The organism is Rhizobium sp. A22-96 (assembly GCF_053521805.1).
On the sequence record NZ_JBNWDQ010000002.1, the window covers coordinates 526,950 to 541,523 of the forward strand.

16 protein-coding genes are annotated in these 14,574 nt (G+C 59.1%); 11 read left to right on the plus strand and 5 right to left on the minus strand.

The genetic code is table 11. The features are described from left to right. The first annotated feature begins 164 nt into the window (after positions 1-164). Together greA and ACQZ6F_RS09025 are read left to right on the plus strand one after the other, a co-directional pair. A complete protein-coding gene (gene greA / locus ACQZ6F_RS09020) occupies positions 165-641 on the plus strand; it encodes a transcription elongation factor GreA (RefSeq protein WP_034476737.1) in 477 nt (158 codons plus the stop codon). Between the two features lie 6 nt (positions 642-647). Then, the gene (locus tag ACQZ6F_RS09025) at positions 648-1,727 is read left to right on the plus strand and encodes a glycosyltransferase family 4 protein (protein WP_449092047.1); all 1,080 of its coding nucleotides are present in this window, start codon (positions 648-650) and stop codon (positions 1,725-1,727) included. 9 nt (positions 1,728-1,736) lie between these two features. Here the strand turns inward: ACQZ6F_RS09025 and ACQZ6F_RS09030 are convergent, their stop codons facing one another. Genes ACQZ6F_RS09030 through ACQZ6F_RS09040 form a run of 3 tightly spaced genes read right to left on the minus strand, consistent with a single transcriptional unit; the run spans position 1,737 to position 4,031 of the window. Beyond that, entirely contained in the window at positions 1,737-2,651 is a 915-nt protein-coding gene (locus ACQZ6F_RS09030; protein WP_449092046.1) for a glycosyltransferase family 92 protein, read from the minus strand. Positions 2,652-2,656: 5 nt separating this feature from the next. Beyond that, complete coding sequence (locus ACQZ6F_RS09035) at positions 2,657-3,559, minus strand: glycosyl transferase (RefSeq protein ID WP_449092045.1); 903 nt, start codon at positions 3,557-3,559, stop codon at positions 2,657-2,659. Positions 3,560-3,563: 4 nt separating this feature from the next. Beyond that, on the minus strand, positions 3,564-4,031 hold the full coding sequence (locus tag ACQZ6F_RS09040) for an Lrp/AsnC family transcriptional regulator (RefSeq protein ID WP_034476732.1): 468 nt from the start codon (positions 4,029-4,031) through the stop codon (positions 3,564-3,566). A gap of 238 nt (positions 4,032-4,269) precedes the next feature. Between ACQZ6F_RS09040 and trxB the strand changes: the two genes are divergently transcribed. The 6 genes from trxB to ACQZ6F_RS09070 all read left to right on the plus strand — a co-directional run bounded on the left by trxB (position 4,270) and on the right by ACQZ6F_RS09070 (position 10,350). Further along, entirely contained in the window at positions 4,270-5,244 is a 975-nt protein-coding gene (gene trxB / locus ACQZ6F_RS09045; RefSeq protein ID WP_068388204.1) for a thioredoxin-disulfide reductase, read from the plus strand. 23 nt (positions 5,245-5,267) lie between these two features. After that, complete coding sequence (locus ACQZ6F_RS09050; RefSeq protein ID WP_034504110.1) at positions 5,268-6,164, plus strand: LysR family transcriptional regulator VtlR; 897 nt, start codon at positions 5,268-5,270, stop codon at positions 6,162-6,164. A 565-nt stretch (positions 6,165-6,729) separates the two neighbouring features. Beyond that, entirely contained in the window at positions 6,730-7,023 is a 294-nt protein-coding gene (locus ACQZ6F_RS09055; RefSeq protein ID WP_068388206.1) for an ArsR/SmtB family transcription factor, read from the plus strand. 2 nt (positions 7,024-7,025) lie between these two features. Further along, on the plus strand, positions 7,026-8,192 hold the full coding sequence (locus tag ACQZ6F_RS09060; RefSeq protein ID WP_449092044.1) for an MFS transporter: 1,167 nt from the start codon (positions 7,026-7,028) through the stop codon (positions 8,190-8,192). A 43-nt stretch (positions 8,193-8,235) separates the two neighbouring features. Further along, the gene (locus ACQZ6F_RS09065; protein WP_449092043.1) at positions 8,236-9,348 is read left to right on the plus strand and encodes an alkene reductase; all 1,113 of its coding nucleotides are present in this window, start codon (positions 8,236-8,238) and stop codon (positions 9,346-9,348) included. A 198-nt stretch (positions 9,349-9,546) separates the two neighbouring features. Beyond that, complete coding sequence (locus tag ACQZ6F_RS09070) at positions 9,547-10,350, plus strand: aminoglycoside phosphotransferase family protein (protein ID WP_449092042.1); 804 nt, start codon at positions 9,547-9,549, stop codon at positions 10,348-10,350. 8 nt (positions 10,351-10,358) lie between these two features. Here ACQZ6F_RS09070 and ACQZ6F_RS09075 read toward each other — a convergent pair whose 3' ends face one another. Then, a complete protein-coding gene (locus tag ACQZ6F_RS09075; RefSeq protein WP_449092041.1) occupies positions 10,359-11,336 on the minus strand; it encodes an NAD-dependent epimerase/dehydratase family protein in 978 nt (325 codons plus the stop codon). 92 nt (positions 11,337-11,428) lie between these two features. Here ACQZ6F_RS09075 and ACQZ6F_RS09080 point away from each other — a divergent pair, with 92 nt between their 5' ends. Together ACQZ6F_RS09080 and ACQZ6F_RS09085 are read left to right on the plus strand one after the other, a co-directional pair. Further along, a complete protein-coding gene (locus ACQZ6F_RS09080) occupies positions 11,429-12,340 on the plus strand; it encodes a LysR family transcriptional regulator (RefSeq protein ID WP_449092040.1) in 912 nt (303 codons plus the stop codon). Beyond that, positions 12,337-12,858 carry a GrpB family protein gene (locus tag ACQZ6F_RS09085; RefSeq protein WP_449092039.1) on the plus strand — a complete coding sequence of 174 codons (522 nt, stop codon included), beginning with the start codon at positions 12,337-12,339 and terminating at the stop codon, positions 12,856-12,858. The genes ACQZ6F_RS09080 and ACQZ6F_RS09085 overlap by 4 nt, the downstream gene beginning before the upstream one ends. Here the strand turns inward: ACQZ6F_RS09085 and ACQZ6F_RS09090 are convergent. Then, complete coding sequence (locus tag ACQZ6F_RS09090; RefSeq protein ID WP_068388229.1) at positions 12,855-13,136, minus strand: DUF2188 domain-containing protein; 282 nt, start codon at positions 13,134-13,136, stop codon at positions 12,855-12,857. The genes ACQZ6F_RS09085 and ACQZ6F_RS09090 overlap by 4 nt on opposite strands. 269 nt (positions 13,137-13,405) lie before the next feature. Between ACQZ6F_RS09090 and ACQZ6F_RS09095 the strand changes: the two genes are divergently transcribed. Further along, positions 13,406-14,461: a calcium:proton antiporter gene (locus ACQZ6F_RS09095; RefSeq protein WP_449092401.1), complete on the plus strand. Its 1,056-nt coding sequence runs from the start codon at positions 13,406-13,408 to the stop codon at positions 14,459-14,461. The last annotated feature ends 113 nt before the right edge of the window (positions 14,462-14,574 follow it).

The window sequence follows — 14,574 nt, forward strand, 5'->3', positions numbered from 1 at the left end:
GCCTTGGGCAGCGTTCCTTAAAGCATCGAATTTTCTGGAAATCGGCGGACGCAATCTGCTATAGATGACAAAATAATGGCTCTACTGGTTCCGAAGTACCGCTTCGGAACCTGTTTTCTTTTGTGTGTGCGGAAGAGCTGCGCAGAGACTGAAGGACAAGGAAAATGGTTGAAAAGGTACCGATGACGCAGAACGGGTTCGTCAAGCTGCAGGAAGAACTGCGCTGGCGTCAGCAGGAAGAGCGCCCGAGAATCATCGAGGCAATTGCGGAAGCGCGCGCCCATGGCGACCTGTCCGAAAATGCCGAGTACCATGCTGCCAAGGAAGCACAGAGCCACAATGAAGGCCGCATCGGCGAGCTTGAAGACCTGACGGCGCGCGCCGAAGTCATCGACCTCACCAAGATGTCCGGCTCGAAGATCAAGTTCGGCGCCAAGGTGAAGCTCATCGACGAGGATTCCGAGGAAGAGAAGATCTATCAGATCGTCGGCGACCAGGAAGCCGATGTGAAGGCAGGCCGTATTTCCATCTCTTCGCCGATCGCGCGTGCCCTGATCGGCAAGGAAGTCGGCGACTCGATCGAGGTCAACGCGCCCGGCGGTGCCAAGGGCTACGAAATCCTCTCCATTACCTGGGGCTGATCGCCCGTGCGCGATCGTAATTCAGCGCATGCCACCGATCTCCGCGAGATCGAGATCATAGCGACGAATTTCAAACGCCGGCTCTCCGGCGTTACCTCCACGATCGTGCAGCTGATCCCGAAGCAGATCGAGCTTGGCTACCATATTGCCACGCTCGGTCCCGGCCTGCCGGAAGACCTTCCCAAGCTCGGCTGGCTTAGACTTCCCGGTCTTTGGACGAGGCCACGTCGGCATCGCGTGCGCGTCTGGCATGCTCGCCGTAACAACGAGATGCTGATCGGCCTCCTTCTTCGCTCCGTGCTGCGCATGCGTCTGAAGCTTGTGTTCACGTCGGCCGCCCAGCGCCGTCACACCGGCTATACGCGCTGGCTCATCCGCCGCATGGATGCGGTCATCGCCACCAGCACGCGCTCGGGCAGCTTTCTGCAGGTGCCGCATACTGTGATCCAGCATGGCGTCGATCTCAATCGCTTTCATCCTCCGGAAACTCGCGACGACCGCATGGCCGCCACGGGCCTGCCCGGCAACTATCTGATCGGCTGCTTCGGCCGCGTGCGGCATCAGAAGGGCACCGATCTCTTCGTCAAGGCGATGATCGAGCTCCTGCCGCACTATCCCGATTGGACCGCCGTCGTCTGCGGCCGCGTGACGGCGGAACATCGCGGTTTCGGCGATGGACTGGTGAAGCTGGTCGCCGATGCCGGTCTTGCCGACCGCATCCGCTTTCTCGGCGAGGTCGACGATATCAAGCCCTGGTACCGCCGCGCGACCCTTTATGTCGCCCCTTCCCGCAACGAAGGTTTCGGCTTGACCCCGCTCGAAGCCATGGCATCCCGCACCGCCGTCGTCGCCTCCGATGCCGGCGCCTATGCGGAAATGATCATTCCGGGCGAGACCGGCACCGTCGTGCCCGCCGGCGATGGCGATGCTTTGACCAAGGCTATCGCCTTCTATCTCGCCGATCCGGAGGAAACGCTCCGCCAGGGCGAGAATGCGGTGCGCCATGTACGCAGCGAATTCGCGCTGGAGAAAGAAGCGATGGCTATCGGTGACATCTATCGCCAGATGCTCGCCACCAACGGCTGAGCGGAGACGTCAGCGGCCGAGATCGATGGCATAGCGTTCGATGAAATCGATCATCGAACGATCCTCCGTCACATCTTCCTCAATGCTTTTGACGACGGACAGAACTTTGTCCCCATACTTGGTCGCGCTGCTGTCGTAGACCCATCCGCGCTCGAGCTTCTCCATCAGCTCCTGTCGGGATTTCGTATAGTAGTGATTGAGTTGCAGGAACTGGTTCGAGTAGAACTCCGGCGCCTTTCGCCCGCGCCGTGTAAAGCGCTTGCCGGCATCATTGGCCGTCAGATCCCCGAAAACGCGTGTCTGGAACTGGTGAACGCTGACCTCGGTCACCTCACATGGGTCGACGATGCATTTGAAATTGCTGACGTTTTCCTTTGAAGTCATCGGATCGGCGCCACGCAGAGTATAGTTCAGCGTCAACGGCCCATCAGGCGGCGTGTCGTGGCCGCTGGTGGCGAACATGTGCCAAGGCAGCGAAACATTCGGAAAATCGCCGACCGCCTTCAATGCCTCCTCTATCGTCCGCCCCTGTTTCGGCAGCAGGAATTCATCGACGTCGATGAAGGCCATCCAGCGATAGTCGCCGCCGAAATTGAGGATCGCATGCGCGAAGACGATGACCTGTCCGTTTAGCAGCGTCGCGGTCGCGGCATCGCGCATTCGCCCGGCCCAGGGGATGATCGTCAGCGTTTCCGCATTCAGAAGGCCACGGAGGATTGTGCAGGTGTCGTCAGTCGAGCCGTTGTCATAGATATAGAAGTGACGAATGCCGACGTTTTGGTGGAAGCGCACCCATTCCTCGATATAGCGAGCCTCGTTCTTGACGCAGGCGGCAATGGCTATGCCATGGCGCCCTGCCCCCGCCTCAGGCGGCTCAATGGTCAGCTTCTTGGCATCGGAGCCTTTGAGTTTCAGCCAGCGCATGAGCCTCAATCCCGCAATTTAAACCTGTCATCGTAACCGAAATCATATTTCAGCAGCGCCGAGACAGGCGAATAATTGACGAAGGAAACGCCGCGTTCAGCGGCGATTTGCCGAGCGAAGACGAGATGCTCGACAATACGACCCTCGGCCCGCGCAATGCCGGAAAATGCCATGTCTTCATGGGTCTCGTAAAAGCGTGGTTCGCGATCGTTGGAAATATCGATACCGACAAAGCCGATCGTCTGTCGCGCGCAATAGAGAGCAAATTGCAGCGCCGATACCGCCACAGACCCACCGAGGAAAACGCCGCGATCCGGCGAGAGCGAGAAACCTGCCGAACCCTCTGCATCCAGGCGCACATATTGCAGCTTCTTGAGATCATCCAGTGAGCGGCGGCGTGCGCCATAGGGCTTGCGGATGTCGTCGATCAGAATGATCGTCTTGTCCGCCAGCCATCCCTTGTCGATCTCGCAAAGTGCGCGCAACACGGCAACGGAAAACAGACAGAGTGAACCCGGCATGATCTTCTTGCGCATCATCTCGATGTGCCGCCAGACGAAGCGTTCGTCCTCGACCGCAATCGCCAATGGCTCAGTGATCTGTTCACCGATCAGCCCTATGGCGCCGTTCAAAAGAATGGCGCTGTTGGCTTCCATGCCACTAATGTCGCTGTCACGAATCGATGGGCCTGAGCCGACGATATAAATTGTCTCACCGGCCCGCTCACGCAGCCGATCCATCCCGGCAAGATTGGCAACTTTGATGCCGCGATAAACCACTTCGCTGATATTCTGGCTGCGAACAATGCTGAGCCCTGGAAACCAGTCCTGCACATGCGCCCGCGAACCGCCTAGCAACAGACGCACCCCGGGCTTGATCAGCGCTCTATGCCAGGGCCGATCCGCCATCCGCCTACAGCTCCACCAGACCGAGCTTCTTGACCTGGCGGATGGTCAGCATCGTGCGCACCGTATCGACATGTTCATTCGCCGTCAGAACCTCGATGACGAAGTCCTGGAATCGGGTGAGATTTTCGGCCACGCAATGCAGCAGGAAATCACTGTCGCCGGAGACCATCCATGCCTGCCGCACCAGTGGCCAGGCCGCCGTCGCGCTGGCGAAGGCCTTGAGATTGGCTTCCGACTGATGCTTGAGGCCGACCATGCAAAAAGCCACGAGATCGAAACCCAACTTCGGGCTGTTCAGCATGGCGTGATAGCCTTCGATAACACCAGCCTCTTCCAGCTTGCGTACCCGGCGCAAGCAAGGCGGCGCGGAAATGCCAACGCGATCGGCCAATTCGACATTGGTCATACGTCCGTCTCGCTGCAGTTCCCGCAGAATCTTGATATCTATGGCATCGAGTTCAGCGCGAAGCACTTTTATTGCCTTTCTTTAATTCCCCCTCGCCAGCTTCTATATAAGGCAGGAAAATTCGCAAGAAAGTTTCTCCTGGGTAACCGATTCTTACACAAAGCAGATTTGCCCTGTTAGTAATGCAAGGCTGCCCTTGAATAAATGCATAAGGCAATCATAAATGAAGCGGCGGATCGTGAAATCGCCTGCTTTACGCGTTTAAGCCGCGGTTTTCCCGATCGCTGAATTGAAAGGACTGACTATGCCTGCCCGCCACACGAAGGTGCTCATCATCGGCTCCGGCCCAGCCGGCTATACGGCCGCTGTTTATGCGGCCCGCGCAATGCTGAAGCCGGTTCTGATTGCCGGCCTGGAGCAAGGCGGCCAGCTGATGATCACGACGGATGTCGAAAACTATCCGGGCTTTGCCGATCCGATCCAGGGCCCTTGGCTCATGGAGCAGATGCTGCAGCAGGCCCAGCATGTCGGCGCCGAGATCGTCAACGACCTCGTGACCGAAGTCGACACCAGCAAGCGCCCCTTCGTCGCCCACACCGACAGCGGTGACGTCTGGACCGCCGACACCCTCATCATTGCGACCGGTGCCAAGGCGAAATGGCTCGGCATTGAGAGCGAGCAGCACTTCCAGGGCTTCGGCGTTTCCGCCTGCGCCACTTGCGACGGCTTTTTCTATCGCAACAAGGATGTGATCGTGGTTGGCGGCGGCAACAGCGCCGTCGAGGAAGCGCTCTATCTTTCCAACATCACCAAGTCGGTGACCGTCGTCCACCGCCGCGATTTCTTCCGCGCTGAAAAGATCCTGCAGGAACGCCTGTTCGCCAAGGCAAATGTCAAAGTTCTTTGGAACACCGAAGTCGCCGAGATCACCGGCACGCCGGCCAAGCCGCCGATGCCGCCGTCTGTCACTGGCGCGCGCCTGCGCGACACGCGCACCGGCGCCATCACCGAAATGGTGATTGACGGCGTCTTCGTCGCCATCGGCCATGCGCCGGCGACCGAACTCTTCAAGGGCAAGCTGAAACTCAAGGACAATGGTTACCTCTGGACCGCGCCGGATTCGACCGCGACCAATGTCGAGGGCATCTATGCCGCCGGCGACGTGACCGACGATACGTTCCGACAGGCGATCACCGCAGCGGGGATGGGCTGCATGGCGGCGCTTGAGGCGGAACGCTACCTGACCGGGCACATGCCCGTCGCCGTGGCTGCGGAGTGAAGCAGCCGATGAGGGGAAACGGCATGCCATTGGATTGGGACAAGCTGCGTATTTTTCACGCGGCTGCCGAAGCGGGTTCGTTCACGCATGCGGCTGATAAATTGCATCTCTCCCAATCCGCCATCAGTCGTCAGGTCAGCGCGCTGGAGCAGGATGTGGGCATCAAGCTCTTCCATCGCCATGCGCGCGGCCTGATCCTGACCGAACAGGGCGAATTGCTCTACCGCACCGCACACGACGTTCTGCTGAAGCTCGAAACGGTCAAGATGCAACTGACCGAAACGACCGACAAGCCGAGCGGCAAGCTGCGCGTGACGACGACGGTCGGCCTCGGCCAGGGTTGGCTGACCGACAAGATTCAGGAGTTCCTACAGCTTTATCCCGATATGCAGATCCAGCTCATCCTCGACAACGAGGAGCTGGATGTGAACATGCGCCATGCGGATTGCGCCATCCGCCTGCGCCAGCCGCAGCAGTCGGATCTGATCCAGCGCAAGCTCTTCACCGTGCACATGCATGTCTATGCAGCCCCCTCCTACATCAACCGTTACGGCGAGCCGCAATCGGTAGAGGATCTGGACGAGCATCGCATCATCAGCTTCGGCGAGCCGGCACCGAATTACCTGCTTGATGTGAACTGGCTGGAGATCGCCGGCCGCTCCTCCGACAACAAGCGCATGCCGCATTTGCAGATCAACAGCCAGACGTCGATCAAACGCGCCTGCCTGCTCGGCATCGGCATCGCTGTGCTGCCCGACTATATCGTCGGCCGGGACCCGGGCCTCATCCAGCTCGCCATCAATGCGGACGTACCATCCTTCGATACCTATTTCTGCTATCCTGACGAGATGAAAAACGCGGCTAAGCTTAAGGTTTTCCGCGATTTTGTCGTCGCCAAGGCCCGCAACTGGAATTTCTAGCCGAAGGTAAGCCACTGATAACGAACTCTTTTTATGTCTAATATATCAGCCACGCGTATTACGCATATCTGATATGCACAAATGAGAGTTGAAGCCTGCCCATTTAACTACCATATCGCACATAGCTGATGCACACGGTGGCTTTTCCTCCCAGTTCCACCGCATTGGCTGTTCCCCTCTGGAGGTTTTTGACCTTCATACCTATAGGGCCCTGGTTTACTCCGGCGGCCCTTTTTTTTGCCCTTTTGGCGCTGAGCCCGCAAACGCATAACTGCCATGCACAAAAAAGCATTGCGCACTGCACAAATTAGCATCATAACGCACACAGCTGATGCACATGGTGGCTTTTCCTCCCAGTTCCACCGCATTGGCTGTTCCCCTCTGGAGGTTTTGACCTTCACACCTATAAGGGCCCTGGTTTATACCGGTGGCCCTCTTTTTTTGCCCATTTTCTAAGCAGCCATTCTTGTTGCATTGCAAGAAATAATATCCTGCGCTGGCCTTGATATATCGAAAACCATCGATACATATATCGTCATTATTCGATATTCACGCGGTAAACACCATGGACAAGAGCGAGATACTGAAGGCTTTGGCCCACCCGGCCAGGCTCGAAATCCTCAACCACCTCAAGGATCCGCAGACCCACTTCCCGACACAGGAGCACCCGCTGGAACTCGGCGTTTGCGCCAGCCAGTTCGAGCGCTGTGGCCTGTCGCAATCCACCGTGTCGGCGCATCTCAGCACATTGCACCGCGCCGATCTGGTGACGACACGGCGTCTGGGCCAGTGGATTTTCTACAAGCGCAACGAAGAGACAATCGCGGCCTTCCTCGAAGCCATGCAGAAGGAACTCTGAACATGCCTCTTGCGCTCCTCATTCTGGCGCTCAGCTCTTTCGCCATTGGCACGACCGAGTTCGTCATCATGGGCCTGCTTCCGGAAGTGGCCTCGGATCTCTCAGTCACCATTCCCCAAGCCGGCTGGCTGGTGACCGGCTATGCATTGGCTGTGGCCATCGGCGCGCCGATCATGGCGGTATCCACCGCCCACCTGCGTCGGCGCTCGGCACTCATCATGCTGATGGGCTTCTTCATCCTCGGCAACCTCCTCTGCGCCATCGCCCCAGGCTACTGGGTGCTGATGTTCGCCCGGATCGTCACCGCCCTTTGCCATGGCGCCTTCTTCGGCATCGGCTCGGTGGTTGCGGCAAGCCTGGTCGCGGAAGATCGCAAGGCTCGCGCCGTCGCCCTGATGTTCACGGGCCTGACGCTCGCCAATGTCCTCGGCGTTCCCCTCGGCACGGCGTTCGGCCAGACATTCGGCTGGCGCGCACCGTTCTGGATTGTCTCCCTCCTCGGCGTCGCTTCGATCGTCGGCCTCATCGTCGTCCTGCCGAAGGGTGAGGAAGTGCAGGAAGGCAATCTCGGCCGCGAAATCTCCGCGCTGCGCGGCACCGGTCTCTGGCTGTCGCTCTTGACGACCGTGTTCTTCTCCGCCGCCATGTTCGCGCTCTTCACCTATATTGCCCCGATGCTGCGCGACGTCACCGGTGTCTCGCCGAGAACCGTCACCTGGACGCTGCTCTCGATCGGCGTCGGCCTGACGATCGGCAACCTGATCGGCGGCAAGCTTGCGGATTGGCGCCTCGGCACCACGCTTGCAGGTGTCTTCATCGCAATCGCGGTAACATCGGCAATCTTCAGCGTCACCATGCACTCGTTCATCGGCGCCGAGATCACGCTGTTCATATGGGCAGCAGCGGCCTTCGCAGCCGTCCCGGCTCTCCAGATCAGCGTCGTCACCTTTGGAAAGGATGCTCCAAACCTGGTCTCAACCATCAATATCGGCGCCTTCAATACCGGCAACGCACTCGGTGCCTGGATCGGCGGCGTTGTGATCGATCAAGGCTTTTCGCTCTCGCAAGTACCGCTTGCCGGTTCCGCCATGGCGATCCTCGGCCTCATCACCGTGCTGCTGACTTTCGCAGCCACACGCCCCAAGGGCGAGGCACTCGCCTCCTCCTGACCCCTCTTCTTCTCCCGCCCCCATGATTAAGAAAGGATAACCCATGACAAAATTGTTCGAACCGACGAAGCTTGGCGATATCTCCCTGGCCAACCGCATCGTCATGGCGCCTCTGACGCGCAATCGTTCCCCGAATGCCGTGCCGAACGAACTCAACGTCAAGTACTATGCTCAGCGCGCATCCGCCGGCCTGATCATCACCGAAGCGACGGCCATCACCCATCAGGGTCAGGGCTATGCCAACGTCCCGGGCCTCTACACCAAGGAAGCCCTCGACGGCTGGAAGAAAGTGACCGACGCAGTGCACGCCAATGGCGGCAAGATCGTCGTGCAGATGTGGCATGTCGGCCGCATCTCCCACACCACGCTGCAGCCGAACGACGGCAAGCCGGTCTCCTCCACCTCCAGGCGCGCTGAAACCTCGAAGACCTACCTGGTCAACAGCGACGGCACCGGCGGCTTTGCCGATGTCTCCGAGCCTCGCGCGCTGGAAGCTTCGGAAATCCCCGGCATCCTCGAGGATTATCGCAAGGCAGCCCGGGCTGCGATCGATGCCGGCTTCGATGGTGTCGAAGTCCACGCTGCCAATGGCTACCTGATAGACCAGTTCCTGCGTGGCGATATCAACGACCGCACCGACCAATATGGCGGCTCGATCGAGAATCGCGCCCGCTTCCTTTTCGAGGTGCTTGATGTGGTCACGAAGGAAATCGGCGTCGGCCGCACGGCGATCCGCATCTCGCCGGTAACGCCATCCAACGATGCCAGCGATCCGGCTCCGCAGCCGCTCTTCACCTATGTGGTCGAGGGCCTGGCGAAGTACGACCTCGCCTATATCCATGTCGTCGAAGGCCAGACCGGCGGCAAGCGCGACTTCCTGCCTTTCGATTACGATGCTCTGCACGCAGCCTATAAGGCCGCAGGCGGCAAGGCCGGCTGGATGGTCAACAATGCCTACACCCGCGAAATGGCGATCGAGGCCATCGACAGCGGCAAGGCCGATGTCGTCGCCTTCGGCAAGCCATTCATCTCCAATCCGGACCTGGTCCATCGCCTGAAGGAAAATGCTCCGCTGGCGACATGGGACCAGGCAACGCTTTATGGCGGCGGCGCCAAGGGCTATGCCGATTATCCGGCGCTGGACGAGGCAGCCTAAGTTCCGATCCATCGCTTCAGGCAGCGCCTTCGCGCATAGCCGAACCCGCCGAACGATACCGGACGCAACACACTACCCTCGCGACGATGCCTCGCGAGGGTTTTTCTATTTTAGCGCTTGAAAACAGGTGGGGCACAACCGAATTAAGCAGGCATACCGCCTCGAAGTCCTAGCACCCACACATAGCAAAGCCGATATATGTTTGATCCTTATATCCATCGTTGGTCGCTGATACCGGACGGCGATCCCATCGTCACCCATTCGAGCCATCTTCTTCCCGTCATCTGGCGGAATAAGCCCGTCATGCTGAAAGTCGCGCAAAATGTCGACGAGAAGTTCGGCAACCGCGTGCTGCGCTGGTGGGACGGCGATGGCGCAGCCTTCGTCTACGAACATGACGACGATGCAGCCCTTATGGAGCGGGCGACCGGGGCAGGCTCCCTGCTTACCATGGCGATGCAGGGAGAAGACGACGAGGCAAGCCGGATCATGTGTCGTACGGCTGCGCGGCTGCATGCACGCAAGGCCAAGCCGCTGCCGTCGGATCTGGTCCCCCTGGATCTCTGGTTTAGGGAGCTTGAACCAGCGGCGCGCATCCATGGCGGCATGCTCGCCGCCTGCGCCGAGGTGGCCGCGCGCCTTCTGGCGGATCAACGCGACCAGACCATATTGCACGGCGACATTCACCACGAGAACATTCTCGATTTCGGCCCCCGCGGCTGGCTCGCCATCGATCCCAAGCGGGTCTATGGCGAGCGCGGTTTCGATTTCGCCAATATCTTCTGCAATCCCGAGCTGCCCACCGTCACCAAGCCGGGTCGCCTGCAACGGCAATTGCCGATCATCTGCGCCGAGGCCGGCCTCGAGCCGAAGCGCCTTCTACAATGGATCATTGCCTATGCGGGGCTTTCGGCAACGTGGTTCTTGAGCGATGGCGACACCAAGAATGCGGATTCGGATTTCACCGTTGCCGGTATCGCCTTTACTGAACTCAATGCCTGACGGTCGGCTCATGCTGCCGGCAGGCAGCCGATTGCTGCAAGCGTCGATTTGATGGCCTCGTCGATCGGCGTATGCGGTTCTTCGCCGAGAACAGCAACCAGCTTGTCGTTTCTCATCTCCAGCGGCACCTTCCAGAGATAGCTCATTTCGCGCAGCTCCCGCATGAACGGAACGAAGGGGGCAGCCAGCGGCACGATGATCCAGGGAAACGCCTTGACCTTCACCGCGTGCCCAAGCACACGCCGCACGGCATCGATCATCTGCCTGCCATCGCCATCCCAGTGACCGCGCATGTGATAGACGGCGAAAGCAGGCAGCTCGTCGCCCTTTTCGATCAGCCGGATCATCGTTTCGGCGACGTCAGGCAGGTAGGCCCATTGATGCCCAAGACCAGCCTTGCCGGGATAGGTGATGGAGTTGACCGGCTTGCCCGGCGTGACCATGGCCTGCGAGAACCAGCTGTTGGCACGCGACCCGCCGAAGAAATCGCCGGCGCGAACAATGATGACCGGCGTGTCGCCCTGCTCGGCCGCCGCTCTCAGGCGCCGTTCCATCTGCACGCGGATGGCGCCCTTGCGGGTCTTGGGCCGCTGCGCACTGTCTTCACTCACATTCGGAAAGGCATCGGGACCGAAATTATAGACCGTACCGGGCAGCACGATCCGCGCGCCAACACTCTTTGCCGCCGCAATGGTATTATCGAGCATCGGCAGCACCAGTTGACCCCAGTTGCGATAGCCCGGAGGGTTCACGGCATGTACGATGATTTCGGCTCCAGCCGCGGCCTTCAAGACATCTCCGACCAGCATGGCATCGCCCTGAATCCAGTCGTAGTCTGGCTGGCGGCGAGCCGCCTGCGCTACATCGCGGGTCAGCGCCCGGATGTGCCAGCCGCGGGCGGCAAGTCCCTCGGCAACGGCACCGCCGATGCCACCGGTTGCTCCGAGTATCAAAGCGGTCTTCGCATTTTCTATCTGATTGCTCATGGTCGTCTCCATCGGTTTCGATGAGCTGACTATGCCTTTCGCCCGACATAAACGAAATTGCCAAAAAATCTGCATATGATATACATAAATGTATGGCTGAGTCTGAACCGAGCTGGGATTTCTACCGCACCTTTCTTGCCGTGCTGCAGCAAGGTTCATTGTCGGCCGCCGCCCGTGATCTGGGCCTCACCCAGCCTACGATCGGCCGCCATATCGACGCGCTGGAAGCTGCTGTCGGCGCCGAGCTTTTCACGCGTTCGCAACAGGGCCTCCTGCCAACGGATACGGCTCTTGTCCTGAAACCTTATGCCGAGACACTGGCAAGCACGACGGCCGCATTGCTGCGAGCTGCGTCAGGCTCCCGCGACAAGGTAACCGGAACGGTACGCATAAGCGCCAGCGAAGTCATCGGCGCCGAGGTGCTGCCGTCGATCCTTGCCGAACTGCAGGCCCGTTATCCCGAGCTGATCATAGAACTTTCCGCATCCGACGCGGTGGAGGATCTACTGCAGCGCGAGGCGGATATCGCGGTTCGCATGGTCGAGCCGGCGCAGGAAGCTCTGCTCTCCCGTCATATCGGCATAATCCCTCTGGGTTTCTTCGCCCACCGCAAATACCTTGAAAGATATGGCACGCCCGAGAGCATCGATGACCTGCAGCGGCACAAGCTGATCGGGTTCGACCGCCAGACGGCCTATATCAGGATGATGCGCAAGCGCTATCCAATCTTCGACGGCATAACCCTCGCCTTTCGATCCGACCATACCATTGCCCAGCATAATGCGCTTCGCGCAGGGCTCGGCATCAGCTTTCTCCATATACCCCTGGCAAGACGCGACCCTGACCTCGTGCGCCTTCTGCCCGAGATCGAACTTCCGCTCGACACCTGGGTCGTCATGCACGAAAACCTGAAAACGTCGCCACGCTGCCGCGTGACCTTCGATGCATTGGTCTCTGGCCTGCTGGATTACGTCAAGGGTGGTACGGATGGGAGACGATCGTGACAAAGGGAACGGTCGTCGAACTGGTGCCTTATGATCCGGACTGGCCGGCGGCCTTTCAACGCATTCGCGGCAAGCTCGAACGATTACTAGCACCCCATGCGGTGACAATCGAGCACATCGGCAGCACATCCATTCCCGGTCTGGCGGCAAAGCCGCTTGTCGATATCGATATCATTCTTCGTCATTCCGACGATATAACGCCGGCGACGCAGCGGTTTCTGGATCAAAATTACGAACCGCGCGGCAATCGTTACGATGATGATGTCTGGGCATTCATGCTGCGAGGCGGCACGCCGCCGGAACGCATCTATCTCTGCCCGCCCGACAATCAGACGCATCAACGAAGAATGATCTTTCGCGATCAACTCAGATCGCATCCTGACGACACGGCCGCCTATTCCACGCTGAAACAGGGGCTAGCCGAACACTACCGGCAAGATGGCGATCGCTATACCGCCGAGAAACGGCACCTCGTCGATGCAATCATCGAGAAGGCATTGCGCGCATCGCAAGGCTAAGCGCCGGGAGCCGTGTCAATGGGCGGGAAATGCATTTGGCCATCGATAACTTCCGTTTCTGGCCGGTCGCCGCCATCGGCATATTCCTCATGCCATTTGCCGCTTTCGTCCTGCCAGCTGATTTCCGCAGAGTCACCCCCGACCTGCTGCTCGGCCGCAACAATCCTGGCGGCCTCCACCGCCTCCGAATGTGACGGAAACGCTTCCGAATAGACATCCCGGAACCGATACGCCCATCCGCCGTCATGCGGCACGATTTCGTAAACGACCTTGATCATCCAGATCCTCCTGCTCATCTGCCAAGGCTTTGGGGCCGGACATGGCCGGCGGGCCGCATGCATCTCAGACAGATTTCGAGGATGCCGCGACATTTTAGTTGGGCAGACCTATCCCGTTAGTATTTCATTAAACGGCTTCGACTGCAAATTTCACCCCAACATGCGCGCTTGATGTGAAAAATCATTGATTTAGATTGCAACCGGGAATCGGCGCAAAGGTTGGGAACGTGATCACATCAAACTGGTTTAGACAGGAAAAAGCACTCTTGGTGGCGCTGGCGGTCGCCGTCATTGCCTATGCCGTCGAGCACACCGTGCTGGAAATGGGGCAGACCGCGTCCATGATCGCGGCGGCGGCATTGATCGCAACGATTGTGCTGGCATCCATGCGCGTTGCCCACCACGCCGAAAACCTCGCGGCAAAAGTCGGCGACCCCTATGGCACGATGATCCTGACATTGGCAGCCGTTGCCGTCGAAGTCATCATCCTTGCCATCATGATGAGCGGAGAGAGTTCGCCGACACTGGTCCGCGACACCATCTACTCGGCCGTCATGCTCGACATTAACGGCATCCTCGGCCTTGCCGCCCTTCTCGGCGGATTGAAGCATGGCGAGCAACCCTACAACGACGATTCCAGCCGAACCTATGGCGTGATGATCCTGACGGCCATGGGCATTTCGATGATCGTGCCGGAATTCATCCCTGAAGCGAAATGGCATTTCTATTCCGCCTTCACCATCGTTGCGATGATCGCGCTCTACGCGCTGTTCCTGCGCATGCAGGTCGGCAAGCACAGCTATTTCTTCAGCTACAGCTATCCGCGCACCGAGAAGAAGCTCTCGGCACCCGAAGAGCATCACGAAGATGAGTCCACCACCACGTCGATCGTCACGATCCTGATCGGCGTCGTGCTGATCGGTGCACTCGCGGAATTCATGTCGGGTTTCATGGATGTCGGCCTCAAAGGCACCGGCGCACCACCAGCCATCGCCGCCATCGTCGTCGCGGCAATATCGGCAGCCCCGGAAATCCTGACCGCCCTGCGCGCGGCGCTGCGCAACCGCATGCAGGCGACGGTCAACATCGCTCTGGGTGCCTCGCTTTCGACCGTCATCCTGACGGTGCCTGTGATGGAGGCGATCGCACTCTATACCGGTCAACCCTTCATCATGGCGATGTCACCAGTGCAGACCGTCATGGTGATGATCACGCTGATCGTCGCCGCCATCAATCTCAACGATGGCGAGACCAATGCCATTGAAGGCATGACCCATTTCATCCTCTTCGCCACCTTCATCATGCTGACGACGCTCGGACTTTGACCCTGATTTCAAAGGCTTGAGACGGCAGGCGGATTCAGATCGCGAAGCGCTTGAATCAATTGATGAGCCAGCATCAAGGCCCGTAAAACAAAAAGCCCGCCATCTCTGGCGGG

Excerpts from the sequence above, each read along its gene's own strand:
- greA (WP_034476737.1), top strand. The coding sequence starts at position 165 with ATGGTTGAAAAGGTACCGATGACGCAGAACGGGTTCGTCAAGCTGCAG.
- ACQZ6F_RS09030 (WP_449092046.1), bottom strand. The coding sequence starts at position 2,651 with ATGCGCTGGCTGAAACTCAAAGGCTCCGATGCCAAGAAGCTGACCATT.
- ACQZ6F_RS09035 (WP_449092045.1), bottom strand. The coding sequence starts at position 3,559 with ATGGCGGATCGGCCCTGGCATAGAGCGCTGATCAAGCCCGGGGTGCGT.
- trxB (WP_068388204.1), top strand. The coding sequence starts at position 4,270 with ATGCCTGCCCGCCACACGAAGGTGCTCATCATCGGCTCCGGCCCAGCC.
- ACQZ6F_RS09050 (WP_034504110.1), top strand. The coding sequence starts at position 5,268 with ATGCCATTGGATTGGGACAAGCTGCGTATTTTTCACGCGGCTGCCGAA.
- ACQZ6F_RS09055 (WP_068388206.1), top strand. The coding sequence starts at position 6,730 with ATGGACAAGAGCGAGATACTGAAGGCTTTGGCCCACCCGGCCAGGCTC.
- ACQZ6F_RS09060 (WP_449092044.1), top strand. The coding sequence starts at position 7,026 with ATGCCTCTTGCGCTCCTCATTCTGGCGCTCAGCTCTTTCGCCATTGGC.
- ACQZ6F_RS09065 (WP_449092043.1), top strand. The coding sequence starts at position 8,236 with ATGACAAAATTGTTCGAACCGACGAAGCTTGGCGATATCTCCCTGGCC.
- ACQZ6F_RS09070 (WP_449092042.1), top strand. The coding sequence starts at position 9,547 with ATGTTTGATCCTTATATCCATCGTTGGTCGCTGATACCGGACGGCGAT.
- ACQZ6F_RS09075 (WP_449092041.1), bottom strand. The coding sequence starts at position 11,336 with ATGAGCAATCAGATAGAAAATGCGAAGACCGCTTTGATACTCGGAGCA.
- ACQZ6F_RS09080 (WP_449092040.1), top strand. The coding sequence starts at position 11,429 with ATGGCTGAGTCTGAACCGAGCTGGGATTTCTACCGCACCTTTCTTGCC.
- ACQZ6F_RS09090 (WP_068388229.1), bottom strand. The coding sequence starts at position 13,136 with ATGATCAAGGTCGTTTACGAAATCGTGCCGCATGACGGCGGATGGGCG.